Annotated in this window: 17 protein-coding genes; 3 read left to right on the top strand and 14 right to left on the bottom strand. The window is 59.1% G+C overall.

Translation table 11 applies throughout. From position 1 onward, the window contains the following. Positions 1-6: 6 nt before the first annotated feature. From HMPREF3158_RS08450 to HMPREF3158_RS08415, 8 genes are all read right to left on the bottom strand, one after another. On the bottom strand, positions 7-918 hold the full coding sequence (locus HMPREF3158_RS08450) for a class C sortase (protein ID WP_062037842.1): 912 nt from the start codon (positions 916-918) through the stop codon (positions 7-9). Beyond that, positions 905-6,853, bottom strand: a complete 5,949-nt coding sequence (locus HMPREF3158_RS08445) for a DUF5979 domain-containing protein (RefSeq protein ID WP_070498060.1) — start codon at positions 6,851-6,853, stop codon at positions 905-907. The genes HMPREF3158_RS08450 and HMPREF3158_RS08445 overlap by 14 nt, the downstream gene beginning before the upstream one ends. A gap of 59 nt (positions 6,854-6,912) precedes the next feature. Beyond that, positions 6,913-8,253, bottom strand: a complete 1,341-nt coding sequence (locus HMPREF3158_RS08440) for an isopeptide-forming domain-containing fimbrial protein (protein ID WP_141741028.1) — start codon at positions 8,251-8,253, stop codon at positions 6,913-6,915. Positions 8,254-8,265: 12 nt separating this feature from the next. Next, complete coding sequence (locus HMPREF3158_RS08435) at positions 8,266-9,102, bottom strand: class C sortase (RefSeq protein ID WP_246816199.1); 837 nt, start codon at positions 9,100-9,102, stop codon at positions 8,266-8,268. A gap of 9 nt (positions 9,103-9,111) precedes the next feature. Further along, positions 9,112-10,629, bottom strand: a complete 1,518-nt coding sequence (locus HMPREF3158_RS08430; protein ID WP_070498054.1) for a SpaH/EbpB family LPXTG-anchored major pilin — start codon at positions 10,627-10,629, stop codon at positions 9,112-9,114. A 373-nt stretch (positions 10,630-11,002) separates the two neighbouring features. Then, entirely contained in the window at positions 11,003-11,281 is a 279-nt protein-coding gene (gene rpmA / locus HMPREF3158_RS08425) for a 50S ribosomal protein L27 (RefSeq protein WP_005531747.1), read from the bottom strand. A gap of 42 nt (positions 11,282-11,323) precedes the next feature. Then, the gene (gene rplU, locus HMPREF3158_RS08420; RefSeq protein ID WP_061924117.1) at positions 11,324-11,629 is read right to left on the bottom strand and encodes a 50S ribosomal protein L21; all 306 of its coding nucleotides are present in this window, start codon (positions 11,627-11,629) and stop codon (positions 11,324-11,326) included. A gap of 225 nt (positions 11,630-11,854) precedes the next feature. After that, complete coding sequence (locus HMPREF3158_RS08415; protein ID WP_070498053.1) at positions 11,855-15,010, bottom strand: translation initiation factor IF-2 N-terminal domain-containing protein; 3,156 nt, start codon at positions 15,008-15,010, stop codon at positions 11,855-11,857. 224 nt (positions 15,011-15,234) lie between these two features. Here HMPREF3158_RS08415 and HMPREF3158_RS08410 point away from each other — a divergent pair, with 224 nt between their 5' ends. Continuing rightward, on the top strand, positions 15,235-16,032 hold the full coding sequence (locus HMPREF3158_RS08410; protein ID WP_070498050.1) for a hypothetical protein: 798 nt from the start codon (positions 15,235-15,237) through the stop codon (positions 16,030-16,032). Positions 16,033-16,219: 187 nt separating this feature from the next. Here HMPREF3158_RS08410 and ndk read toward each other — a convergent pair whose 3' ends face one another. The 5 genes from ndk to HMPREF3158_RS08385 all read right to left on the bottom strand — a co-directional run bounded on the left by ndk (position 16,220) and on the right by HMPREF3158_RS08385 (position 21,904). Beyond that, positions 16,220-16,630 (bottom strand): nucleoside-diphosphate kinase, encoded by a 411-nt coding sequence (ndk, locus tag HMPREF3158_RS08405; RefSeq protein WP_061924281.1) that lies wholly within the window; start codon positions 16,628-16,630, stop codon positions 16,220-16,222. Positions 16,631-16,669: 39 nt separating this feature from the next. Next, entirely contained in the window at positions 16,670-16,996 is a 327-nt protein-coding gene (locus HMPREF3158_RS08400; protein WP_070498047.1) for a hypothetical protein, read from the bottom strand. Between the two features lie 131 nt (positions 16,997-17,127). Continuing rightward, positions 17,128-17,592 (bottom strand): DUF4233 domain-containing protein, encoded by a 465-nt coding sequence (locus HMPREF3158_RS08395; RefSeq protein WP_061924127.1) that lies wholly within the window; start codon positions 17,590-17,592, stop codon positions 17,128-17,130. Further along, on the bottom strand, positions 17,589-19,124 hold the full coding sequence (locus HMPREF3158_RS08390) for a bifunctional tetrahydrofolate synthase/dihydrofolate synthase (RefSeq protein ID WP_061924129.1): 1,536 nt from the start codon (positions 19,122-19,124) through the stop codon (positions 17,589-17,591). Before HMPREF3158_RS08390 ends, HMPREF3158_RS08395 begins: the two co-directional genes overlap by 4 nt. Further along, positions 19,124-21,904 carry a valine--tRNA ligase gene (locus HMPREF3158_RS08385; RefSeq protein WP_062043553.1) on the bottom strand — a complete coding sequence of 927 codons (2,781 nt, stop codon included), beginning with the start codon at positions 21,902-21,904 and terminating at the stop codon, positions 19,124-19,126. The genes HMPREF3158_RS08390 and HMPREF3158_RS08385 overlap by 1 nt, the downstream gene beginning before the upstream one ends. Before the next feature lie 43 nt (positions 21,905-21,947). On the opposite strand from HMPREF3158_RS08385, the gene HMPREF3158_RS13280 reads away from it, so the two are divergent. Beyond that, positions 21,948-22,076 carry a hypothetical protein gene (locus HMPREF3158_RS13280; protein ID WP_256374589.1) on the top strand — a complete coding sequence of 43 codons (129 nt, stop codon included), beginning with the start codon at positions 21,948-21,950 and terminating at the stop codon, positions 22,074-22,076. Here HMPREF3158_RS13280 and HMPREF3158_RS08380 read toward each other — a convergent pair. Further along, a complete protein-coding gene (locus HMPREF3158_RS08380; protein ID WP_070498044.1) occupies positions 22,073-23,035 on the bottom strand; it encodes a malate dehydrogenase in 963 nt (320 codons plus the stop codon). The two genes, HMPREF3158_RS13280 and HMPREF3158_RS08380, sit on opposite strands and share 4 nt — an antisense overlap. Before the next feature lie 271 nt (positions 23,036-23,306). Here HMPREF3158_RS08380 and HMPREF3158_RS08375 point away from each other — a divergent pair, with 271 nt between their 5' ends. Then, positions 23,307-24,077, top strand: a complete 771-nt coding sequence (locus HMPREF3158_RS08375; protein ID WP_082787679.1) for a TetR/AcrR family transcriptional regulator — start codon at positions 23,307-23,309, stop codon at positions 24,075-24,077. Positions 24,078-24,081: the final 4 nt, after the last annotated feature.

Below are 24,081 nucleotides of genomic sequence, written 5' to 3'. Positions count from 1 at the left end.
TTTTTCTTACTCTGAGCTGCTCATACTACCATCGGCGGCCGCCTGCTTCCTAGCCTGACGTTCCTCGCGGGCTTGCTTACGTCGGCGGCGACGCCATTCCAGATAGATGATGATAAGCAAAGAGATGGCGATGATGCTAAGCGCGGCAATCATCCACCACGACAGCTTTGGATGCCAGCCCGAATCCTCATCTCCGCCCGCAATGTAGACGCGTTCTGCATGCACGAGCAGACGATCCGTGTTGATGCCGTACGGGGTGCAGGTGATCAGCGTGATCTGATCCTTGTCAGGCTCATAAGTCACCGCATCGTACTTATCAGGTTTGACCACCTCGCGGCCCACGACCTTGTAATGCAGCAACTCGCCCATCACCTCGATGGTGACGATTTCGCCGTCCTTGAGTCGCGGCAAGTTATCAAACATCGACGCGTCCACCATGCCGGTGTGTGCAGAAATAACGGCATTGGTTCCCTTACCTCCCACCGGCAGTGAGGAACCAAACATGTGTCCCGCGCCGTCGTAAAGCACAGCAGGGGCAGTCGTATGCCGCACGGGAAGATCGACGTTAATTGCGGGAATGCGAAGTCGCGCAATCGCGCCCCCGGCCTCTGGGGCATTGAGCGTTTTCATGTAACGCTCAAAGCCCGGTGAAGAAGGATTCGGTGGGAAAGCATGATGACCTTGCTCCGCCAACCAATCGTTGTACTCATGTGCCTGCTGCACGTAGGCCTCTCGCTGGGCAGGCGGGTCGATGCGCTCAATGGCGCGCCGGTAGTTCTCCGCCTGGCGCTGCAGCTGCCAATCGTTGTACTGCGTGGCAACAATCGGATACAGCAGCACCAAGATGCCGAGGATAACCAGCCACAGCGAGCTTTTCTTCTTGCGTGACTGGTTCTTCTTCGTCTTAGTCTTCGCCATCGGTTTCTTCGTCGTTGCGATTACGCAGGTACAAAGCCATACCGATTGCCAGCAGAATGAGGCCGATGAGCAGCGCCCACACCAGGGTCTGGCGGCCGGTATCCGGCAGCAGGAAGCCGAGGCCTTCCTTCAGACGCAGAGCACCGTAGCTATCGTCGTCGGAGACGAGGATGTTATTGCCCAGCGCCGTCACAGTAACCTTGCCGCGGTAGTAGAAGTTATCCTCCGTCGACTCCGTGATCTTCACGTCGAAGCTGCAGGTGGTGGATGCCCCTTCAGCGAGATCGCCTGGGGCACAAACCTCAGTGGGAATCGCACCACCTTCCGGCACCACGTACTCGGATCCATCAGCGGCTACCACAGTGCGGCCAGCCAACTCCGGCTCGGTGAGCTTGAGGTCAGTCAGCGGCAAGGCGCCGTTGTTTTCTACCGTGTAGTTGAAACGCATGGTGGTCGCGTCGTCGGGAAGCACCGCGGTATCGGCCACCGTTCCGCTGACCGCACTGATAGGTGCACCATCAATCTTCTTGGTGATGTTGACCCCAGGGAAGGTATTGATACCGGTCAGTTCCCACTTGCTGCCCGAAGTGGACATATCGCTGGCCTTCGCTACCGGCAGGACATCGAAGGACCACTGGCCAGAAGTCACCGTGTGGGTAGTCGGATCGATGGAGTTATTCGCCTTCACATTACCCAGGCGCGGTCCGGTCTCACCCACGGAGACAACCGGAGACGCAGAATCTTGATTCATGACCTCGCCGATGGTGCAGTTCTGATCAACTTCGATGTCACTCAACGTATGCGACTGGCCAGACTTCAAAGTGAATGTCTCACCACAGCTCGAGGAGAACTCGAAGGTCCGCCCCTCTCCTGCCGCGCCAACAGATTGCTTAGTGAAGGTGACCTCAACGCTATCGCGCGGATGCATCGCCTCACCGGCGATGGTCAACACCGGAGCACCCGTCTCAGAGCGCAGCGCGCTATCCAGCCTAAAATCGTAGGTGTATTTCTTCAAGTCACTGGTGACTTTGTCGAGTGGAATATCTGCAGGCTTTACATCCGGGTTATCGGCTGCGGCGCCCTCCTTCGTCCACGTCGCGAAAGTCATGTACGGAGAACGCGTGCCCGCGGTCACTTCTAACTGCACGCGCTCGCGCAGGGCCGAGGAACCACTTGCATCCAAGGTGCAGTCATAGCCCACCGGCAGGTTTACAACCTTGCCACCCGAAGGTGCACTGGCGTCAGCCACCGTCGCACTCGAGTTAGCTCTATTGACGTCGAAGCTCAACGTTTGGCTATCAAAGCCCGGAGCAGTACAGCTGACCTTATAGTCATAGCTATTGTTGCTCAGACCACCGAGGTAGCCATCCTGCAGCGCCGCGAAGGACACGGGGACGGTGCGGCGCGTGTAGGTGTTGGTGAAGTCATAGGAAACCGCCGGTTGGCCCTCTTCACCGACGCGCTTGTCGACCTCACGTGGGTCCTGCTTCCACTCCAAAGCTTCTGGTGTGGCAGAAGGAGCGAGCTCCGTGAAGGTACACCACGCACCGGAAGGAACCTCAACCTCGTCCGAGGTGAAGGTCAACGTGCCATCCGGGAAGGCAGTGGTATCGCCCGCATTCAAACTGGTAGGCAGCCCCACGTTAGAGATGGAATAGCCCACGCCCTGGCACTGGTAGTCGAAGCGGAACTCTGGGTTGGCCTCGCGCAGCACCTGAAGGTCGTCCGCATTGGCGACGATCTTCTTACTCATCTTGATGGGCGACTTCACGAATTCATAGAAGTTGACCAGTTCGACCTTGTTGCCCAGGCCTCCATCGGAGATGTCGTCCTCAATCATGAACTTCTGCGAGGTGGTCTCACCATCTGCGAGATCGGTATCCGTGTAGGTCATGCCCTCGTCGCGCTGCAGACGCCACTGCACCTTGCTTGGACGCATGTGCGTTTCCAGTTCCATGCCGTCCGGCGCGGTCTGGGTCAAGTTGAGCTGACCAAACTTGTCACCGGTCAGTTCGCATTCCGCGCCGACCGGGATATCAGCAAAACTGGTAGAGCCAGGTCCCTGAATGGTGCTGTTGACCGGGAAGGTTCCAAGGTTGCCCGAACCATCGATAGGCCCTTCTGGGTCACGACAGACCAATGCAAAGTTGTGGGTATAGAACTGGTCTTTCCAGTTTGAGCCATAAGCTGCCTGGACGTCGACTGGCGTGTTAGCAACCTTGTCCAGGTTCACCTCTGCCAGCTGACGGGTATAGGTATTGACCAACTTCACGTCTTGGTTGCCTCTGACGTCGAAGTTCAGGGAGCGATCGCCTGTAGCGTCCCCGACTTTTACTTCCTGGGTGAAAGTGATGCCCTCGGCAGCAGTGGTCTCACCTTCTGCCGCAACGCACTCGGAACCGTCCGGAATGTTATCAAAGCTCAAGGACTGGCTAGCCGCATCATCAGATTGCGGGGAGCTGACCTTACCGGAGACAGTGATGACGCTGCCGCCACCGGGTGGCGTGCACTTCATCGTGAAATCGAATTGACGGTTGTACTTGACGTCCTTGCGGGCCTGGGAGAAGTAAGCCTCATTGGCAAAGTCGACCTGCTTGGTCACAGCCACGGTGACATCTTGGTAGTCGTAGGTGTGGGTTACCTGTGCAATGGTGGAATCGCCGACGATGAACTCACCAGAAACGATGCGAGCTTCGTCGTTGAAGGTCTGAGACTCGCCATCGACTGAAATGTTGGAATCACGGTCGATGGCGTAGCCATTGCGTTTGCCGTCTTCACGGTTGCTGTCGGATTCGACCAATTGGCACGTGCTTCCCGACGTCACGACGGTGGCTGGCACGGTCTCCTTCGGGTTATCGGGCCCCAGGGTGATAGTGGCGTACTGGCCTAGGTCCAAGGGGCTGCCGTCGTCGGCGGTACAGGTCAATTCGTAGTCGACGTCGCGGAAGAACTCGTCGACGCCTGCCTCAGACTGGGTAATGGTGATGCCCTTACCGGCGGGTTCGAAGGTATTGGTCAGGCTAACGGACTCAGAGTCAGAATCGACTGTAAAAGTCTGCTCCTTGGCGTCGGTTGACCACAGAACGCCGTTGCCAGTCGAAGGAGTGGTTTCAGAGAACGTACATTCATTGCCATAGGGCACGCCCATCGCACCGTCGCGGTCATTAACCAGCCCCGCAATCGTGGGATCGGAGACCTCGGCGACGAGACGTTCGGTCTGCCCATCGGCTAAACGGACAGTACCAGTGAGGTCGACAGGAACATAGTTATCGCTCGTCGTCTCTACCGTGCGGGTACCACAGCGGAAGGAAAGCTCGTAGTCAGCAGGCAGGTTAGCGCCGTTGACGGAATTGTTAACGAGCTTGGTCAAATCGACCGTGCCCGTTTTATTGAGGTAGTGGTTCGACACAGAAACGCGGTTCTGGTTGGTATCCGTGGATTTGTTCACGGTCAAAACCGGGGTGGTCTTTGCTTCCTCATTGTTGAGGGTGGTCACCACGTCAGAAGAATCGGACGCGGAGACCGTGGTGCGGTCAAGCGTGACGTTCTGCTGCGAGGGGCTACCGGATTCGTAGACGTAGCAGTCTGCACCGACGCGCACGCCCTCGATCTTGACCGGATTGGCGGTGTCAGTGGTGATGTTCATGTCGCCTTCGAGGTTGTAGGCGGCATCGTTTGGGTCGGTGCAGCGATAGTGCACCGGGAAGGTGGTACCCGCGTCCAACAAGCTGCTGCCTGGTCCACGCAACTGTTTGATCACACGGACGTCGCGGGTCTTGTAAGAGTAGTGCGCCTCGATACGAATATCGGACACAGTCGGGGTTCCACCTTGCGGATAATCCTTCAGGCGGATGGTGTAGGTGCCATCGGAGTTGGCTTGAATTTGCTGGCCATCAACCCAGACATCGCGGCCGTCGAAGCTAATGCGCTTGGCCTCGGAATCGGAAAGGCCAGACAGTGGCTTGAGCACGCAATCGCGCTCGACTGGGACATTGTTAAAGCTCGTATCGCCGGCGATTTCATCCCCAGTGCCCGTGGCCTGGATCGTGGATTGCTGACTGTAATTGGTGGTCAAACAACGTAGCGAGAAAGAATAATCGCGCGGGCTGCCGAGCTCGTTGACGGGTTCGCCGGTGATGGTCTTTGAGATGTTGACGGTGCCGGGACGGTAGTCATAGTTGTTGTTTGCCTCGATGTCGTTCGAGTGATCGGCGGCGTTGACACCGGATTTCAGGGTGACAGTACCAACGGGCACGGCGTCGGTGTTCTGGGAGGTGCCGTTGCCCTTCCAGGTCAGGGTCAGTTCCTTACCTGGACGGGCAGGCGGAGCACCATCAGCAAACTTCTCCGTCAAGGTACAAGTCGCGCCGGCTGGCAGACCTTCAACGGTGTAATCATCACCAGCGGCGAGATCACGGGAATCCTCCAGCTTCATCGTGGGGTAAGCATCGGAGTAGCCGGTCGGGGCGGCGCAGCGGTAGCCCAAGTTGAACTTGCGCGACTGCACCTCGTCGAAGCCGGCCGCGGTACCGGTGACCGTCTTGCGTAGGGTCAGCGCGGAGAATTGGTACTTTGACGTCCACGTGACAGTACAGGACATGGGAACCGAGTACTTGTTTTGATAGACCACCTCGGAGGTACCTGCCGCGGCATCGTTGTTGAGCCGGAATCCCGGAGGCACGGAGCCTTCCTTGATGGTGTAATCCGTGGTACCGAGGGTGCAACGCCACGTCGGCGTATAGCGGGCCAGCGCCTTGCTCTTTTCCGTGCCGGTGGCAGCAGACTTGAACACCATGGAATCGGCGGCAACGTTGCCGTTCACATCGGGGGACATGCGGCGCAGCGCCTGGGTGTAGGTGTTCGCGCCTTGCCACGGAACCTTGGTGTCGGTGCTGCCATAGCGGGTGGCCATGGAGAAATCGAACTTGGTCTCTTGACCCGTGATGGTCTTTTCCATCATGGTATCCGGCTGGACGACGTCACCGGTCATGCGGCCCATGTTGAGGGCTAGTGCAACGCCTTGGAAGTTGTTGCGAGTAAAGAAGCCGACGTCGAGGCTCGTCAGGCCATCGCCGCCCACAATGTAGGAGCCGGCCTTGCCGGTGTTGATGGAGAATTCCTTGCACACGAAGTCTTTCGGCGTGTTATCGCCGCGACCGTAGTAATCCTCGATGCCGGGGCCGAAGACGTTGCTGGAATTGTTATTGGCATCGCACGCGGAGCGATAACCGCCCGGAGTGAAACGCTTGTACGGAAAAATGGTCTGCCCCGTCTCGGGGGCATCGATGGTCAAGTTTTCCGTAAATAATGACCAACCACGAGTGTCCTGTGCATCAACAATTGAGGTGCGGTAATTGCTCACGTATTGGCCGGTGAACTTATCCTTGACCTTGATGTTGCGAAAGCGCAGGGTGGCCTGCTGCGATGCGGCCGTAATTCCGGTGCCTATACCCCACACCACGCTCGGCTGGATGGCCTCCTGACCAGAACGCGGGACAAAGTAGTCGGTGTCGTTTACATTGCGGCCAAAGACGCCGTCACCCACCGGACCAGAATAAGTCTGCACCTTGGAAGGATCAGTGTTCGTGTCGTAGCCGCGGTCGTCTTTTGTCTCGTACATGACGTCGAAAGTCAGCTCGTAGCGGCCGAGATCCTTCTTCACGGGCTTCGGGTAGGTGGTGACCGAGTTATTGAGATCCGACATGTCGATCCAGCACAGCTGGTCCGCATAGTTGGCGGCCTCACCGGTGCCACTGCGGAAACCGCACTGCTTGTACGTCGCCTCGTTCGTGGCCCAGCCCTTGCTGGTCTGTGCCTCGGCTTCGGGCGTCACCAAGTTATTCAGCGGCGAAGAGGGCGCGACGACTAGCATTAGCGTCACGAACGCCACCAATAATGCGGCGAAAAGGCGCCGAGTCTTGGTGTTAACCGTCATAAATGCTCCTGCGGAAAAGATTGTGTGTGAGGAATGAAATAGGTTGGCCGGGCGTACCCTCATACGCGACCATCTCCTTCATTGTCATCGTCATCCTCGTCGCGCCTGCGAACGAGAATAAAGCCCAGCACCAATGCGGTAATCGCAGCGAGCACGATGCCGATCACGCTGGCGCCGGTGCTTGCGAGGTTGTCGGCAATCTTGCCGGCAATACGCTTTGCTTGCTCGCCGACGCCGTTGCCCTTGCTGTCATTGCCAGCATCGTCGACTACCCCGCTGCTCGGAGAATCGGGATGCCCATGAGACTCGGAACCCGGCCGGATTTTTCCATCGCTATCGTCATCGTTGTCATCAACCGGATGATCTTTGCCTAAAACGACGACTTCCGCTGGAGTGGACTGGATAGTGGCAGGCTGATCGCCACGGCACTGTTCAGCCGCAGCAAGAACAACGCGCTCAGTTACTCGACGGCCGTTAGCATCGGAATACGCCAAGGTCGAAACACTAGGACTTAGGTGTGGTAGGCAGTAGCCGTCGGGGCTAAAGCGCGCAATGTTGGTGATGACATCGCCAACAGCTGCAGAAGAGCGCACTTCTGCTTCCAAGTGAATGTCTACACGGGTCTCCGGGTTGCCAAGCCGTGCCTTCGCCAGAATGTCTAGACCAGACTGTTCCATCACGATCTCAACTGAGTTACCGTCAAGGGTTGTGCGAAAATCACGCCCGTCCTCCAAAGTTCGCGAGCCATTGAGGTTGCTCACGGTAATGGACTTTAGACGCCGAAACGCAAGACGCGGATCCAGCTCATCGAGCACGACAAACTGGTGGAGCTTTCCTTGGGCGTCGCAAGGCGGCAGCGACGTCCTGATGCGATAGTCCAACACAGCTCCAACCTCGACTGATCGAGCGTCCACTGTTTTATCGACAATCACCGGCTGCGCTTTGGCACTGATTTCAGCCTGCACGTCATTCTTTACGGGGACGAGGAAAGGGCTTGCCACATCCTCGTAGGAATTGTCGGTGCGTTGGGGTCGCTCGGTCACCTGGTACACGCCTTCTGACAAGCCTGTAAACGTTGCAGTACCGGTCTCATCAGTAGTTGCAACAATTTCAGGCCCGAGCTCCATGCCAGGCTTCGAAGTCAACAAGGCAGGATTATCCTGAACCATCTGCCCGAGTTCTTCTGGGCTTGCCAAGGGCAGCCCAAGAAGCTGACGGACGACGAAGACAGCACCAACGTTGGAGTTGATGCCTTTGGGGTCAGCGCTCTTGTGAACTGACAAACTACCAGTGCTTGCCGAATGCGCTGGCGCCGGCGAGACAGCGACGATCAAGGCGCACGCAAAGAACAGGCCAACGGCCAAGCGCATCAATGCCTCACATCGCCCTCTGGTAGTCACGTTAGGATTCCTCTAATTCTTCTTCTTTTTCTTCCGTTTGCGGCCCGTTAGGAACCACCACAGCAGGTAGAGCAGTACCAATGCCGCAATGACAATGGCTGCGATCATCCATGGCTGCCACGGCGAGTGGTAGCTCTGGTCAAGCTCAGCGGGTAGCTCGGTACGCTCGCCGCGGACCAGCAAGCGATGGCTGTTGATGCCGTACGGAGTACACGTCACCAAGGTCAGTAAGTCGCGGCCTTCTTCGGCACGTAAGGCCTCCACTTGATCGGGAAGAACCGTCTCAATCTGGTCCACCTTGTAGACCATGGTCTTACCCATGACCTCGACCGTGAAGACATCCCCCACTTTGATGTGGGTGAGGTTGTCGAACATGGTCAGGGTGGCAAGGCCGGTGTGACCGGTAAGAACCGCGTGGTTTCCTTCCCCACCAACGGGAAGCGCCGTGCCGTAGAGGTGGCCCACTCCATGCGCGAGAACATCAGTCGACGTTCCGTGATAGACGGGCAAGTCGATGCCCACTGATGGAACGCGAACACGCGCCATTGCACCAATCTGGTGCAGCGTGTCGAGGTAGCGCTGGTAATCCGGTGAGGAGGTATCAACTCCATTGACCCATGGGTCGGGAGCGCCCACCTCTGGCAGCTGGGCGTTATAAGCCTGCGCCTCGGCGAAAGCTGCCTCGCGCTCTCGCTCGGGCAGCTTGTCGACGCCGCGCGAATAGTTCTCCGCGATGCGGTGCTGCTCCACATTTTTGTAGTGGGTCAGCACCACGGGGCTGAGAAACACGAGCATCGCCAAGACGAGGTAGATAACCCCGCGTGGATTACGCCTGCGCTTTCCCTTCACATGGCCTCCTTAGGCCTGCGCGCGGTTGTCCTTGTAAGAGGTGTAAAGACCGCGAGCCAGCAGGAGCAAGCCGACGAGGAATACCAACAGGATTCCCCATGCACCGGTTGCCGGCAGCTGGTTGATGATGTTGTTCTTCTGGTTCTCAACGCTGACTGCCAGGGTGCGTGCGTTAACGTCGATGGTCACGTGCTGCGGCTCTGGGTTGCGGACGTAGCCTTCCGGTGCCTTGGTTTCCAGCACGCAATAGTCATTGTTGGTGGTGCCGGTGTTTGCAGCGAAGGACTTGATCGGCACGCCGTAGCCCTGTGCCTTGGAGGACTTGTTGTCACCGCCGGAGGTGGTGAGCTTGGTGGACGGGCTACCGTCCTGGGCGGTAGCAACGGTCAATGCTTCACCCAGCAGCTCGTACTTGGTGGAGTCCTGGTCGGAGACCTTGCACTGGTACAGCTCGAACTCCGCACCTGCTAGCGGGTCAGTGCCGTTGGTGGAGGTCTTGGTGATGGTCAGGTTACCGAAGGTGGTCGAGGTGGGGTTATCTTCGGTGACATCCGGAGTGCTCGGGTCATCGCCGTTGGTATCAACGGTGGCGTTGTTCGGCAGCTCGATGGTTGCCTTGTTGGTGATCTGGCCAGTATCAGCCGGAATGGATTTGATGGTGGCATTAAAGCCGGCCACAACCTTCAGGGTTGGGTCGGACTTACGAGCTTCCTGCAGCTTGGTGCGGCCGTCCTGGGTAAATTCAATACGCAGGGTGTTGTTATCGGTATTGACCGTGTAATCAGTGCCCTTCGTCAAAGTTGGAGCTGCAGCGCCCTGTGCCTCGACGGTGATGCCGTCAGCCTTGAGCGAGAGGTTTTGATTCAGCGGGTCAACGATGTTGAAGCGGTTCAACTCACCAGCCGGAACCGGGGCATTGATGGTGTAGTGCAGATCAGAACCGATGGTGGCGTTGGTGTCATCGACCTGCTTGGAAGGGTTAACCTGCTGGTTCTTCGGGCTCACCGTCTGGGTATAAGACCACTTACCATCCTCCGAGTGCGGCAGCGCTACCAGGAACGGAGCGGCAGCGGTGTAGTTACCGCTCTGCACCTCTGTGATCTTGTAGAGGCCGACCTTGAATGCCGGAGTATTAGCAGTGGTCATTGAAGCGGTGCCCTGATCGTTGGTCTCAATGGTGCCCACTTCAGTGACATCGGTGGCAGTTGCAGCGGTGAGATTAGCAGCGGCTGCCCAACCTTCCTGGGTGGTCAGGTCTACGTTGTTCACCTTCTCCACTTTGAAAGTGATGCCGCCGAGGGCGGTGGTGTTATCGAGTGAGCCAGGGTCACCCAGACGCTTGTTGATGACGAGCTCGATTTCGTGGTTTGCATCAACGAGGTCGGCATCGGCCGCAGCCCCCGGGGTCGCCTCAGCGCCGGCCTCGGAGGTGGTCTGTGCAAGTGCGGGAGCGGCAAATCCAGCGCCCGCGACGGAAACGGTGCTTGCAGCAATAACCGCTGCCAAGCGCATAGAGAACTTAGACATAGGGAATCCTATTCCCCCATCAAACTGGGGCATCGAGGGCGTTAACATTAGCGCCCGCTGAATATTTAGCAGTTCAATCCTAGTAAATCGTTCGTAGCCCCACAAACTATGAAATCATCTTTACCCGCACTATTCGGCCACAAAACCACACAATCGCCACCCATAACGCAGCAAAACCCAGCTCTTTTACCCCCGTTTTCACCCTTTCCCACCCATATGATGAACATACGAGGAGAATTAATACATCGAATCTTTTCTTATTTAGTTAATTTTTTTTGTAAAGTCAGACAATTTCCTGAAAAAGAGGGCGTAAATACAAAAACGAAAAAGGTCTGACTCCGAAAATCGGAATCAGACCTTTTTACGTTATTAACTAGGCAGAAGCCTCAACTGCAGCCTGCTCAGCCGGAACGATGTTCACGATGCGGCGGTTACGCTTGATAGCGAACTCAACAGCGCCTGCCTCGAGCGCGAACAGGGTATCGTCGCCGCCGCGACCAACGTTCTCACCTGGGTGGAACTTGGTGCCGCGCTGACGCACGATGATCTCGCCGGCCTTAACCTGCTGACCACCGAAGCGCTTGACGCCGAGACGCTTGGACTCAGAGTCGCGACCGTTGCTGGAGCTGGAAGCACCCTTCTTGTGTGCCATGTGGTTTTCCCTCCTTCAGGGATTTCTCGAGCCGGTTAAGGCTTACTTGATACCGGTTACCTTCAGAACGGTCAGCGGCTGACGGTGGCCCTGACGCTTCTTGTAGCCAGTCTTGTTCTTGTATTTCAAGATGTCGATCTTCGGGCCCTTGCCCTGCTCGACGATCTCAGCAGAGACGGAGACCTTCTCCAGGTCAGCAGCCTTAGCCTTAACGGTTGCGCCATCGACGAGCAGAACCGGGGTGAGAGCTACGGACGTACCCGGCTCACCCTCGATCTTCTCGACCTTGACGAGGTCACCTTCAGCAACCTTGTACTGCTTTCCGCCGGTCTTGACGATCGCGTACATAGAGGGTTACCCCTTATCTAAACTCGGCTCAGAAGCGGCAGGGTGAGCCACTTCTGAATGGACAATTACTTATTGCGTTTATCCCTGGCGCTAAGTGTGGCGCCCGCGCAAAACAACGACTCGGCCGATGCAGCGCATTCGTGGTCTAAACAGCGACTGTCAAAGACTACCCCGTCACGGGCAGAAAATACAAACTGCGTATTTTCTCTCCCGCGTGGCGAAGGCTTACTTTGCGCTGCGCCGTGCTACGCGACGCCGTCCGCGCCCACTGCTGCCCTTGCCAGAAGCACTCCCCTTTTCCCGCTCAGCCTGGCGATTTTCGCTCTGCTTAGCCGGATTTTCCTGAGTGTTTTCTGCTGCTGGCTGCACGGACTTACGAGCCACCGCCTTGCGAACCGCCCGCTTGCGGCCACGGCGAATGACCTTGGTTTTGGTAGCTGCAGGCTCTGCTGCTTCTTCTGCCTCGGGCTCTACCACGGGGTTATTCTTTGGTTTGGCAGCACTCTGGCGAACAACGCGGCGACGACCACGCACTCGCTTTAGCTCAGCCTTCGGCTTGCTCTCCACCGTTTTCTCGGCGGGCGCTTCCTTTTCAGCCGGCGCTAGGAAGTCCTGTGGCTGCGGGCGGTGGTCGGAACGCGAGTTGCCACGAGTGCGGCGCTTGCGACGCGGCGAAGCTTCGAACTCTGCAACGGCTTCCTCGTAGGTCTGCTGCTTCGGAGCATTCGAACGCACGCTACGACGACGGCCGCGTCCGCTCTTGCGCTTATCATCGCGTGACTGCTCTTCTTCGTCGGCAACGTACGAGCTGAACTCCGCGACGTCGTCAAGCTCTGCGGCGTTATCGGCAGCAGCGTAACCGATGCTTGCGATGTCTTCTGCAGAAGTACCAGCGTCCTGAGGCTTCCTTTCCTCACGCTGGACGCGGCGACTACGACGGTTACGGCGCTTCTTATTGCCCTTCTGCTCGTCCTGCTCCTCCTCGCCCACGACGATGCCAGCTACGAGTTCCTCGATGGAGGTCTTCTTTTCCCCCTGTTGCTCTTGGTCCTGCTCATCCTCGTGGCGGTGCATGGCAACGGCAGCCGGATGCTGCTGCGGATCATGTTCGGGGTGACGGCGTTCGCGACGCTGGCGGCGTCCCTTGTGCTCGTGACTGCCGTGAGTATCCTGCTCTTCTTCCACTGGGTACTCGTGGATGATGATGCCGCGGCCATGGCAGGTCTCGCACTCGGTGGAGAAAGTCTCCACCAAGCCGGTGCCCAGGCGCTTACGGGTCATCTGTACCAGACCCAACGACGTGACCTCAGAAACCTGGTGGCGCGTGCGGTCACGACCCAAGGCCTCCTTGAGGCGGCGCAGAACCAGCTCCTGGTTCTCCGGCAGAACCATGTCGATGAAGTCCACGACAATCATGCCGCCCAAATCACGCAGACGCATCTGGCGCACGATTTCCTCGGCAGCCTCAAGATTGTTACGGGTGACCGTCTCCTCCAGGTTGCCGCCGGAACCGGTGAACTTGCCGGTGTTGACGTCAATCACGGTCATGGCCTCGGTGCGGTCAATGACCAAGGTGCCGCCAGAAGGCAGCCATACCTTACGGCTGAGCGCCTTATGCAGCTGCTCATCGATGCGGTAGGTGACAAAGGCGTCTTCCCCGCCGTTGCTGCGTGCGTCGTACTTCTCCACGCGGTCAGCGAGATCGGGCGCCATGGACTCGACATAGGCGCTGACGGTGTTGAAGGAACGCTTGCCGTCAACGATGAGCTTGGTGAAGTCCTCGTTGAAAAGGTCTCGGACGACCTTAACCAGAAGATCCGGCTCTTCATACATGGTCACCGGCTTGGCACCCTTGGTGGACTTCTCGTGCTCAGCGCGGCGAGTGATGTCCTCCCACAGGTCATGGAGGCGGTTGACGTCGGTGGAAATGGCCTCTTCGGAGACGTTCTCGGCTGCGGTGCGGATGATTGCGCCGCCGTCGCCAGGCACAACGCGCTCCAAAATGGATTTCAAGCGCTTGCGCTCCGGAACAGGCAGCTTGCGGGAAATACCCGCGCTGCGGCCACCTGGGACATAGACCAGGTAACGGCCGGCCAGGGAAATCTGGGTGGTCAGACGCGCGCCCTTGTGACCGATTGGGTCCTTAGCCACCTGGACCAAAATCTGGTCACCAGACTTGAGCGCATTTTCAATCTTGCGTCCGCGGCCGCCCAGACCAGCAGAACGCCAATCCACTTCACCGGCATAAAGCACGCCATTGCGGCCCTGTCCGATGTCGATGAAGGCAGCCTCCATCGAAGGCAGGACGTTTTGCACGCGGCCCAAGTAGATATTGCCGATGAGCGAGGCCTGGGCCTCAGTGGTGACGAAGTGCTCTACAAGGAGATCGTCTTCGAGGACGCCAACCTGCGTGATGATGCCAGCGCCATCGGCGCGCTCCTTGTCGCGCACGACCATGGTGCGCTCGACGGATTCCCGACGCGCCAGGAACTCCGCCTGGGAGACGATGTGCTGACGCTCTCGGCCCTTTTCACGCAGCTCGGCACGACGACGGCGCTGCGCTTCGATGCGAGTGGAACCCTTGATTGCTTTGGGCTCCTCGATCGTCTCGGTCGCGTGCTCATGCTCCTGTGCCCCACGGCCACGGGACGTACCACGGCTACCGCGTCGGCGACCACCGCTGCGAGCTTCCTCGGAGATCTCCTCCGTCTCACGCGGCTGCGGCTTTTCCAACTTCGGTGCCATGAAGATAGGAGCGAAGTCGTAGACCTCTGGCTCGTCCTGCGGCATCGGCGTAACGACGGGCGCATACTCGTCTTCGTCGAATTCATCGCCGGCTTCAACTAGCGCCTCATGCAGCTTCTCGACGTCGACGGTGCCCGTGTCCGCATGCTCAGCTTCTTCAGGCTGCGCGGTGTCTTCCACGGCCTCAGCGGTTTCGGCGAGCTCGGCCTCGATCTTTTCCTCAATCTGGGAAATCTCGTTGGCGACGTTCTTGCGCACGCGGTCGCGCAGCTTGGCATCGTCCTGCTCGTCTTTGACCTCAGCAGGCTCGGCGGCAGCCTTCTTCTTTTTAGCCTTCTTGTTTTCTTGCTTGTTTTCTTGGGCCTCGCCATCGCCCGCCTTGGCGATGATGGCATCGAGGACTTGGCCTACCTCTTCCCGCGTGAGGGAGGATTGCGCGGCCTTTTTCAGGCCCAGCTCGGCGTATTCAGCAACGAGCTCTTTGGAGCTAAGCCCCAGCTGCTTTGCCACCGCATACAGGCGGGTCTTTTCTGCAAAAGCTTCGCGGTCAATCTTGGAGGCGAAAGCTGCTGCAGCAGCATATGAGTTTTCAGTTTTCGTCTTCTTTGCAGTCTTCGTAGTCTTCTTAGTCGCCATCTGGTGACCTTCTCCTGACAAAATCAGCGGCACTATCCCCGGGCGCAGGCAACATAATCAGCAGATTTGGCTGACACACGCTTTCTGCAGCCACACGAGGGGCCGGAATGTATGGTGCGGTATTAAATTTTCTGTTTCCCATTGTGGCACAGGACGTCGGCAAGCTGTGCTTTAGCCAAACAAAGCCCCACGAGATGTAGGCCACCTGTGGCAAGCTGTGGGACATGGAAGCACATGAAGAGAAAGAAGAACTCTCAATTCCTGAGCACGCACCGCGCACGGTGGCGCAGGCTCGGGCCCGTAATGAGATTTCGATGCGCGATATTTTTATCGGCTCGATTCCGCTTTCCCTCGCGTTTGCTTTATCCAGTCCAGACCTGGGGCACTATTCAGGCCAGTCCGTGTTGGTGGGCATTTGTATCGTGCTTAGTGTGCTGGCGGGCATCAACATTCTGCGCAAAAAGCCTAAGATGATTCAGGCCGTGCGCGAGGAGCATAAGTCGGGCGACTACTCCTCCTTGGCCTATATCGGCCCCTTCCTGCCGGTGGTGGGTGCGCCAATTCTGTGGCTAGCCGATGACTTCGGCCTCGTCCCAGGTGTCACTATCTCGCCCATCGTGCTGACTGTCTGCAAGGCTATCTACATGGTGCCGGCGTTCACGCTTGGCGGTTGGGCCTCGTTTACTGGCCCATACCGCACTGGGCGGCGGCGCATTCGTAAGACGCTGGAGCATTCTTCGATCGAGGGAATCACCGAGACGACCTTGCAGGCTGTAACCGACTACGCCGATATTGTCTCCGCGCTGGTGGCAGCCGGTGCTGTGGAAGGCAATATCGTGAGCGTCAAGCAGTTGGGTTACATCACCGGGCAGGAGGAAGGCCTCGAAAAACGCGTGCTGGAGCTGGAAAAGACCGGCGTGGTGAAGCTGCGCGGTGTGCGCCATTCCGATAACACTCGCACCTGGGATGTCACGCTGACCGAGTTGGGTGTGCGGAGCATGCATGAGGCGCGGAGGCGTTAGCTGAGGGCTGCTGGGGCTTGGGCCGCACATTTTGCCAAATAGTGCGCTGAAACGGGGTGGTTTTGGCGGCATATTTGGCAAATTGCGCAGGCGCGGTGCAGATACGACGCCAGCGAAGGAGAAAGGGCGCCAAGCACGAAGAAAGCCCGCACTCGCCAAGCGAATGCGGGCTAAAAGCTAGATGCTTTTACAGGTTCGGGAACCAGATGGAGATCTCGCGCTCAGCGGACTCTGGGGAGTCAGAGCCGTGAACAACGTTCTCGCCGACGGTCAGAGCGAAGTCGCCGCGGATGGTGCCCGGGGTGGCCTTGGAAACTGGGTCGGTGCCGCCGGCCAGCTGGCGCCATGCCTCGATAGCGCGCTCGCCCTCAACAACGCCAGCAACCAGCGGTGCGGAGGTGATGAACTCAACGAGGTCACCGAAGAATGGCTTGTCCTCGTGCTCTGCGTAGTGCTTCTTAGCGGTAGCCTCGTCTGCAACGCGCAGATCCATAGCAACCAGCTTCAGGCCCTTGCGCTCAATGCGGGTGATGATTTCACCGACGTGGCCGTTCTTAACGCCGTCTGGCTTGATGAGAATGAGTGTACGTTCAGTCATGGCTGCCATAGTACTAAAGCTATTCCGCCGCGTCTCGCGCTAGGGGTGAGATGTTTGGTTCAGCCCGCGCACGATTTTCTCCGCGTGGTTGTAATCGGTCCCCTTAAACCACAGCTGCGCCTGTTTTACGGCGGTGCCGAACTGGCCGTTTTCCAACAGTCGGTTAAGTTCGGCTCGCTGATCTTCTGAAAGATCTGTTTCGCTAACGGGCGTGGCGGGGCGCGCCGATTGCCACAGGCCGAGCACCAGGAACGCGGCGGCAGCAAGCAGCGCAACCAGCGGCATCCAAGGCTGCCCGGTCATTGCGCGCAGCAGCAACGCCGCAATGCAGCCCAGTGCCGCGAGGAAAAAGTAGAGATAGCGCATGCCTGCAAAGTCTACGTGGCTTTTAGCGCGGCAGCGAGGCGTCGGCCCGACGAAACCGCCGAGTTCCTGGCTGCATTGCGAGCAGAATCCACAAAATCAGAAAACGGTCGAGGAACGACAGCTTCATTGGGCTACTTCGAGGCGTTTAGGTGCTGGGTGGTGAGGTATCCGCGCTTCATGCGCTCGACGATGATGCCGCGCATGTAAGAAGCCATAAGCCACAGCAGGCCAAAGATGATGAAGATGGCCGCGATGGACCAGTGGATCATAAAGCCCAAGATGATAGCGAGCACGTGCAGCGCAATCATGGCGTTGACAATCCACGGCTTGTTCATGAACGCGAAGCTAACGAGCAGCAACACAGCCAGGCCAATCACTACGGAGTAGTTAAACGGGGTCCACAGCGTGCCGTCGTAAAGCTTGTACAAAAGTGGCAGCGCCAGCACGAGGGTGAGCAGCTCCATGGTCAGAGAGCTGGCCACCACCATCCCGCCAAACTGCTTGAGCGGGTCTTTGACCGGTGCCTTGCCGAGACCGAGCGGACTGATTTCAGATTCCGGCACCTCGTTGCGGTTGGTGCGGCGGGACTGACTCATGCGGGATCCTTTCCAAACATCGCGCGGGCGTCGCCGGCAGTGACGACGGAACCCGTGATGACGATACCCGAGCCGGACTGAACTTCCGCATCCTCAGCCAGTTCCACTGCTTGCGCGTAGGCACCGGGCAGATCAGGCTCCACGTAGACGCGCTCCTCGCCGAAGATGTCGCGGGCGAGCTCTGCCAGCTCGTAGGCGTCGCGGGCGCGCGGAGAAGAGTTTTGCGTGATGACGACCTCAGTGAGATAAGGCTCGAGGGCCTCCAATATGCCAAGGGCATCCTTGTCTTCGAAGATGCTGATGACGCCAACGAGGCGCGCGAAGTCGAAGTCGCGGTCAAGGGCCGCGCCTAGGGCCTTCGCGCCGTGCGGGTTATGGCAGGCATCGACGAAGGTCGTGGGGCTGGTGCGCACGCGTTCCAGACGGCCGGGAGAGATGGCCTGTGCAAAGCCGTTGCGCACGGTGGCCGCATCGAGCGGCTTGCCTGCCGACGCCCCGAAGAAGGCCTCGACCGCAGCCAGCGCCACGCCGGCGTTTTTAGCCTGGTGCTCGCCGTGCAGCGGCAGGAACACGTCCTCGTAGAGGCCGCCCAAGCCCTGAATGTTCAGCTGCTGGCCACCGACCGCGATGCGGGACTCCAGCACCGCGAACTCGCTGCCGGAGCGCGCCACGCCCGCGCCGACCTCGACGGTGCGCTGCAGGATGACGGACATCGCCTCCGGCTCTTGCTCCGCGATAATGGCGATGTTCTCGCGCGGGGCAAGGACGTCATCATCGTCGTGCTCGCGCGCCTTGATGATGCCGGCCTTCTCCCCCGCGATCTCGGCGAGGGTATCGCCCAGGTAGTCGGTGTGGTCGAGGCCCACCGGCATGATGACGGAGACCTCGGCGTTGACCACGTTGGTGGCATCCCAGGTGCCGCCGAGGCCGACCTCGACCACGGCGACGTCGACTGGCGCGTCGGCGAAGGCCGCATAAGAGATGGCCACCAGCACCTCGAACTTGGACATCGGAATGTCCGAGCGCGCGTCGACCATCTCGACATAAGGCTTGATTTCGCCCCAAATGCGCACGAAGTCACGCGGGTGAATCGGGCGGCCATCGATGCCGATGCGCTCGGTGACCAGCTGCAGGTGCGGGCTCGTCACCAATCCGACGCGGCGGTGGAAGGCGCGCAGCAAGGAGTCGATCATGCGGGAAGTCGAAGACTTGCCATTCGTGCCCGCGACGTGGATGACCTGGAAGGACTTCTCCGGGTTACCCAGCAAATCCATCAACGCCTGGATGCGTTCCAGGCTCGGAGCGATCTGGGTTTCGGGCGCGCGGGCGTTGAGCTCGGCGTCGACAAGCGCTAGCGCTTCGAGTTCCTCCGGGCTGACCTCGATGGGAGCGGCTTCCTCGTACTCGTCTTCCGCGCCCATGCCGAGGTTGAGCTGCAGGCCGGACTCCGTGATCTCCACGGGTCCGCCCTCAGTGCCCTCCTGCAGAGCGTCGACGAGTTCGTATTCCTCGCGATCTTCTCGCTTGCTCACTACTTAAGTGCCTCCAAGCGTGCAGTGATGCGGTCGACTTCTTCCTGTGCCACCTGCTGGCGGGTGCGGATCTTCTCCACGACCTCCTCCGGAGCCTTGGCTAGGAAGGACTCATTAGCCAGCTTCTTGCCGGTCTGCTCGAGCTCCTTGTTGGCCTTGGCCAGATCCTTTTCCAGGCGCTTGCGCTCTGCCTCGACGTCGACTGCGCCGGAGGTATCGAGGGCGACCTCGACGGTGCCCTGGGAAAGGCGAACCTCGATGGAAGCAGAGGCGGTAAAGCCCTCTTCCGGCACGGTGGTATTAGCCAGGTTGCGCACCAGGTTCTCCTGACCTGCAAGGTCCACCGAGGCGAAGTCCAGGCGGCCTGGAACCTTCTGCGAAGGCTTAACGCCCTGGTCAGAGCGGAAGCGGCGCAGCTCGGTGATGAGCTTGTCGGCGTCCGCGATACGGCGAGCGGCAACCTCGTCGGTAGCCATGCCGCCGTTGGTATCGGCCGCGGTTGGCCACGGGGCAATCACGATTGACTCGCCGCCGGTAAGTGCCTTCCACAGGACCTCGGTGACAAAAGGCATGGTTGGGTGCAAAAGGCGCAGGACGACGTCGAGGACGCGGCCCAGGACGATCTGGGTGTTGCGGCCGGTCAGCCGCTCCGCGTCTGACGTATCTGCCGAATCGACGTCGCGCGGAATCTGGGACTTGGCAATCTCCAGGTACCAGTCACACAGCTCATCCCAGATGTAGTGGTAGAGCAGCTCGTTGGCCTTGGAGAACTGGTAGTCATCCAGGTAAGCGTCGAACTTGACGCGGACCTCTTCGGCGCGGTCCAGGATCCAACGGTCGGCGTCGGTTAGCTCCTCGCGTGCCGGCAGCTCCGCCACGCCAGCGCCGTTCATGAGCGCGAACTTGGTGGCGTTGAAAAGCTTGGTGGCGAAGTTACGGGAAGCCGCAGCAGCGTCGGAGCCCAGCGGCAGGTCGACGCCCGGGTTTGCGCCACGCGCCAGGGTAAAGCGCAGGGCATCCGCGCCGTAGTCGCGGACCCAGTCCATCGGGTCGATGCCGTTGCCCAGGGACTTCGACATCTTGCGGCCCTGCTCATCGCGAACCAAGCCGTGCAGGTAAATGTCGTGGAAAGGAATCTGTGGGCGGCCATCACGCGCGGAGCCATCACCAGCGTTGAGCAACTCCGGGGTCTGGCCGCCAGCGAAGGTGCCGAACATCATCATGCGGGCGACCCAGAAGAACAGGATGTCGTAGGCAGTGACCAGCACGTTGGTTGGGTAGAACTTCTCCAGGTCCGGAGTCTTTTCCGGCCAGCCCAGCGTGGAAAATGGCCACAGCGCAGAGGAGAACCAGGTATCCAGAACGTCTGGATCCTGCTCGTAGCCTGCCGGCGGCTCCTCGTCAGGGCCGACGCAGACGATATCGCGGGTGGTGTTGCCCTCGGCGTCGGTGGTCTCCGGACCGTACCAGATCGGGATGCGGTGGCCCCACCACAGCTGGCGGGAGATGCACCAGTCGTGCATGTCATCGACCCACTCGAAGTAACGCGGCTCGAGGGAGGTCGGGTGAATCGTGGTATCGCCCTCGCGCACGGCGTCGCCGGAGTACTTGGCCAGCTTTTCTACCGCCACGAACCACTGCAGGGAAAGGCGCGGCTCGACCGGCTCGCCGGAGCGCTCGGAGTGGCCAACGGAGTGGACATAAGGGCGGATTTCCTTGACGATGCGACCCTGTTCACGCAGCGCCTCTCGGATCTCCACGCGTGCTTCCTCACGAGTCAGGCCATCGAACTTGGTGCCGGTGTTCGCGATGTGGCCGGTGGAGTCCATGATGGTGGGCATGTCCAGGTTGTGGCGCAGGCCCATCTGGTAGTCGTTCGGGTCGTGGGCCGGGGTGATCTTCACAGCACCGGTGCCGAATTCCATGTCCACGTAATCATCAGCGATGACCTTGAGCTTGAGATCATCACGGAATGGGTGGGCAAACTCCTGCCCCACCAGGTCCTTGTAGCGCTCGTCATCGGGGTGGACGGCAATCGCGACGTCGCCAAGCATGGTCTCCACGCGGGTGGTGGCCACGATGAGGTGCGGCTCGTCGTCGTTTAGCGAGCCGTAGCGGATGGACACGAGCTCGCCCTCGACGTCCTTGTAAACAACCTCGATGTCGGAGACCGCGGTCTCCAGAACCGGGGACCAGTTGACCAGGCGGTGGGCCTGGTAGATCATGCCGGCGTCGAAAAGCTGCTTAAAGATGGTCTGGACCGCGCGGGACAGGCCCTCGTCCAGGGTGAAGCGCTCGCGGGACCAGTCCACGGAGTCACCAATGGCACGCATCTGATTCTGGATGGTGCCGCCGTATTCTTCCTTCCATTCCCAGACCTTGGAGATGAACTCCTCACGCTCATAATCCCAGCGCTTTTTGCCCTCGGTCTCCTTCAGCTTGGCTTCGACCTTGGTCTGGGTGGCGATACCCGCGTGGTCGGCGCCCGGCAGCCACAGGGTGGCATAACCCTGCATGCGCTTGCGGCGAATGATGGAGTCGATGAGGGTGTGGTCTAGGGCATGGCCCATGTGCAGCTGGCCGGTCACGTTGGGTGGCGGCAGCACGATGGAATAAGGCTCTGCCTCGCTGGCGGCATCCGGGGTGAAGTAGCCGGCTTCGACCCAACCTTCGTAGAGGTCCTTTTCTACCGCCTGCGGCTCCCAGGACTTCGGAAGCGCGTCAGCACGGTTAGTGCCTACTAGTTGCTCTTTATCTACAGCGTTGTTCTGCTCAGTCACCCGGACAAGTCTACCCTGTCGGTCAACTGGCTTCTCACCCCCATTGGACGAAATCGGCACCGCGGGATCGGCACCGCGGGCGCCGGTGGCTGCTGCAGCGCGCCCTGCCCTAGCGTTGGTTGCCGCATTCGTGGGTCCGGTGCGGCTTATCGATAACCTGCTGCTCGATTAAAGCAGGTGCTGGACGGCTTCGCGCTCAGCGCGCAGCTCCTCTACGTTGGCCTGGATGCGTTCGGTCTGGAACTTACCAAGCTCTAGGCCCTGCACGATTTCCCAGGTGCCGTTCTTGGCCACGGTGGGGAAACCAAAAATAAGGCCCTCGTCCACGCCATAGGAACCATCGGAGACCACCGCGGCGGTGCGCCAATCCTCGGTGCCGTGGATCCAATCGTGCATGTGATCGACTGCAGCAGAGGCAGCAGAAGCAGCGGAGGAATGACCGCGGACCTCGATGATTTCCGCGCCGCGCTTGGCCACCTTCGGAATCATCTCCTCGGTGTACCACTTCTCATCTACCTCCGCGTTGGAGTAGCTAAGGTCTGGGAACTGGGTGGCGGAGTGGTTGCCCCAAACGGCCACCTTGGTGAACTCTGCGGTTGGCGTGCCGGTCTTGAGCGAAAGCTGGCTGAGCGTGCGGTTGTGGTCTAGGCGCATGAGTGCGTTGAACTGGCTGGCGTCCAGGTCTGGTGCGCTCTGGGCGGCTATGTAGGCATTGGTGTTGGCTGGGTTACCGACGACGAGCACGCGGACATCGCGCGCTGCGTGATCGTTGATGGCCTTGCCCTGGACAGTGAAGATGGCGCCATTGGCCTCGAGGAGGTCCGCGCGCTCCATGCCCTTGGAACGCGGGCGCGCGCCCACGAGGAAGGCGGCCTTGGTGTCCTTGAAGGCCACTGCTGGGTCATCGGTGACGGTGATGCCGCGCAGCAGCGGGAAAGCGGAGTCAGCCAACTCCATGGCCACGCCTTCTGCGGCGCCTACAGCGTCAGGGATTTCCAGCAGCGCGAGCTCAACCGGGGTGTCTTTTCCGTAGACGTCGCCAGCAGCGATGCGCCACAGCAGCGAATAAGCGATGTTGCCGGCTGCTCCAGTAACGGTTACTTTGACGGGCTTCAATGCTGACTCAGTCATGTGCAATCCTCCTGCGGGATGTGGTGAAACAAACGTGTTCTTAAAGCCCACCTTAGCCTTGCGCGCAGAACTTATGCAGCAGGTTACTCCCCTCTTTTGGAGTCAATCGAGATCACAAAATTGCGAAAATTACCCCCGAATATCCCGCAGTTCATGACTTTATTTTCACTTGAAACTCGGAAAAGTTGGTTTTTGGGCACTATAGGAAGGAGAAAGAAAGAGTCTTAAAGGAACAGATTCATCTCGCACAGGACTTACAAGGACGGAAACAATGACCATGGACGCCACTGATTCGGCTTCGCCCGATTCCGTCGGCACCGCCGAGCTTACGGGCTCCGTCGACAAAGTAATCGACGTCGCCATCGAGCAGTTCTCCAAGTTGGGATTCGCTGACACCAAGTTGGACAACATTTCCCGCCTCGCCGGCATGTCCAAGCGCATGATCCATTACCACTTTGGAGACAAAAAGGGCCTGTACCAGCAGGCCCTCGCGGTTGCGGCACGCCGCCTCAACCCACCGGCAGGCAGCCTTGAGCTGGACTCTGCAGTCCCAGTGGAAGGGGTACGCACGCTCGTAGACTGGCTTTTCAAGCAGCACGTTGAGCACCCAGAGGCCATCCGCATGATGACGATGGAGACCTCCACCGGCGCGCTTGATGGCGGCCACGCGCTAATCGACGTCTCCGAAGTTTCCCTTCACTTGGACAAACTTTTGATGCTGGGCCAGGACTCCGGCGCCTTCCGCCCGGGCATTTCGGCCAACGATATCTTCACCCTCATTGCCTCCCTCACGATGTACCGCGTGACCAATCGCTCGATGATGCAGAATTTGTTGGATATCGACATGCGCAGCCCCGAAAACACCGACGGCATGCACCGCATGGCTGTCGACGCAGTCCTGGCATTCCTTACCGCCAACATCCCGGATTCCGGGCACGGCTCCTACCTCACCACCAGCGCCGCCGACGAAGACAACGACGCTAGCCCGCAGGATATCTACTCCAGCGACGAGGAGCAGGCCACATCGGACATTTACGAATAAAGCC

Source organism: Corynebacterium sp. HMSC06G04, assembly GCF_001807365.1.
Lineage (GTDB): Bacteria > Actinomycetota > Actinomycetes > Mycobacteriales > Mycobacteriaceae > Corynebacterium > Corynebacterium simulans.
Note: the sequence above shows the minus strand (reverse complement) of the source record. Positions and strands in the feature narration are given on the sequence as shown.

Excerpts from the sequence above, each read along its gene's own strand:
- ndk (WP_061924281.1), bottom strand. The coding sequence starts at position 16,630 with ATGACTGAACGTACACTCATTCTCATCAAGCCAGACGGCGTTAAGAAC.
- HMPREF3158_RS08400 (WP_070498047.1), bottom strand. The coding sequence starts at position 16,996 with ATGCGCTATCTCTACTTTTTCCTCGCGGCACTGGGCTGCATTGCGGCG.
- HMPREF3158_RS08415 (WP_070498053.1), bottom strand. The coding sequence starts at position 15,010 with ATGGCGACTAAGAAGACTACGAAGACTGCAAAGAAGACGAAAACTGAA.
- rpmA (WP_005531747.1), bottom strand. The coding sequence starts at position 11,281 with ATGGCACACAAGAAGGGTGCTTCCAGCTCCAGCAACGGTCGCGACTCT.
- HMPREF3158_RS08380 (WP_070498044.1), bottom strand. The coding sequence starts at position 23,035 with ATGACTGAGTCAGCATTGAAGCCCGTCAAAGTAACCGTTACTGGAGCA.
- HMPREF3158_RS08375 (WP_082787679.1), top strand. The coding sequence starts at position 23,307 with ATGACCATGGACGCCACTGATTCGGCTTCGCCCGATTCCGTCGGCACC.
- HMPREF3158_RS08430 (WP_070498054.1), bottom strand. The coding sequence starts at position 10,629 with ATGTCTAAGTTCTCTATGCGCTTGGCAGCGGTTATTGCTGCAAGCACC.
- HMPREF3158_RS08445 (WP_070498060.1), bottom strand. The coding sequence starts at position 6,853 with ATGACGGTTAACACCAAGACTCGGCGCCTTTTCGCCGCATTATTGGTG.
- HMPREF3158_RS08410 (WP_070498050.1), top strand. The coding sequence starts at position 15,235 with ATGGAAGCACATGAAGAGAAAGAAGAACTCTCAATTCCTGAGCACGCA.
- rplU (WP_061924117.1), bottom strand. The coding sequence starts at position 11,629 with ATGTACGCGATCGTCAAGACCGGCGGAAAGCAGTACAAGGTTGCTGAA.
- HMPREF3158_RS08395 (WP_061924127.1), bottom strand. The coding sequence starts at position 17,592 with ATGAGTCAGTCCCGCCGCACCAACCGCAACGAGGTGCCGGAATCTGAA.
- HMPREF3158_RS08450 (WP_062037842.1), bottom strand. The coding sequence starts at position 918 with ATGGCGAAGACTAAGACGAAGAAGAACCAGTCACGCAAGAAGAAAAGC.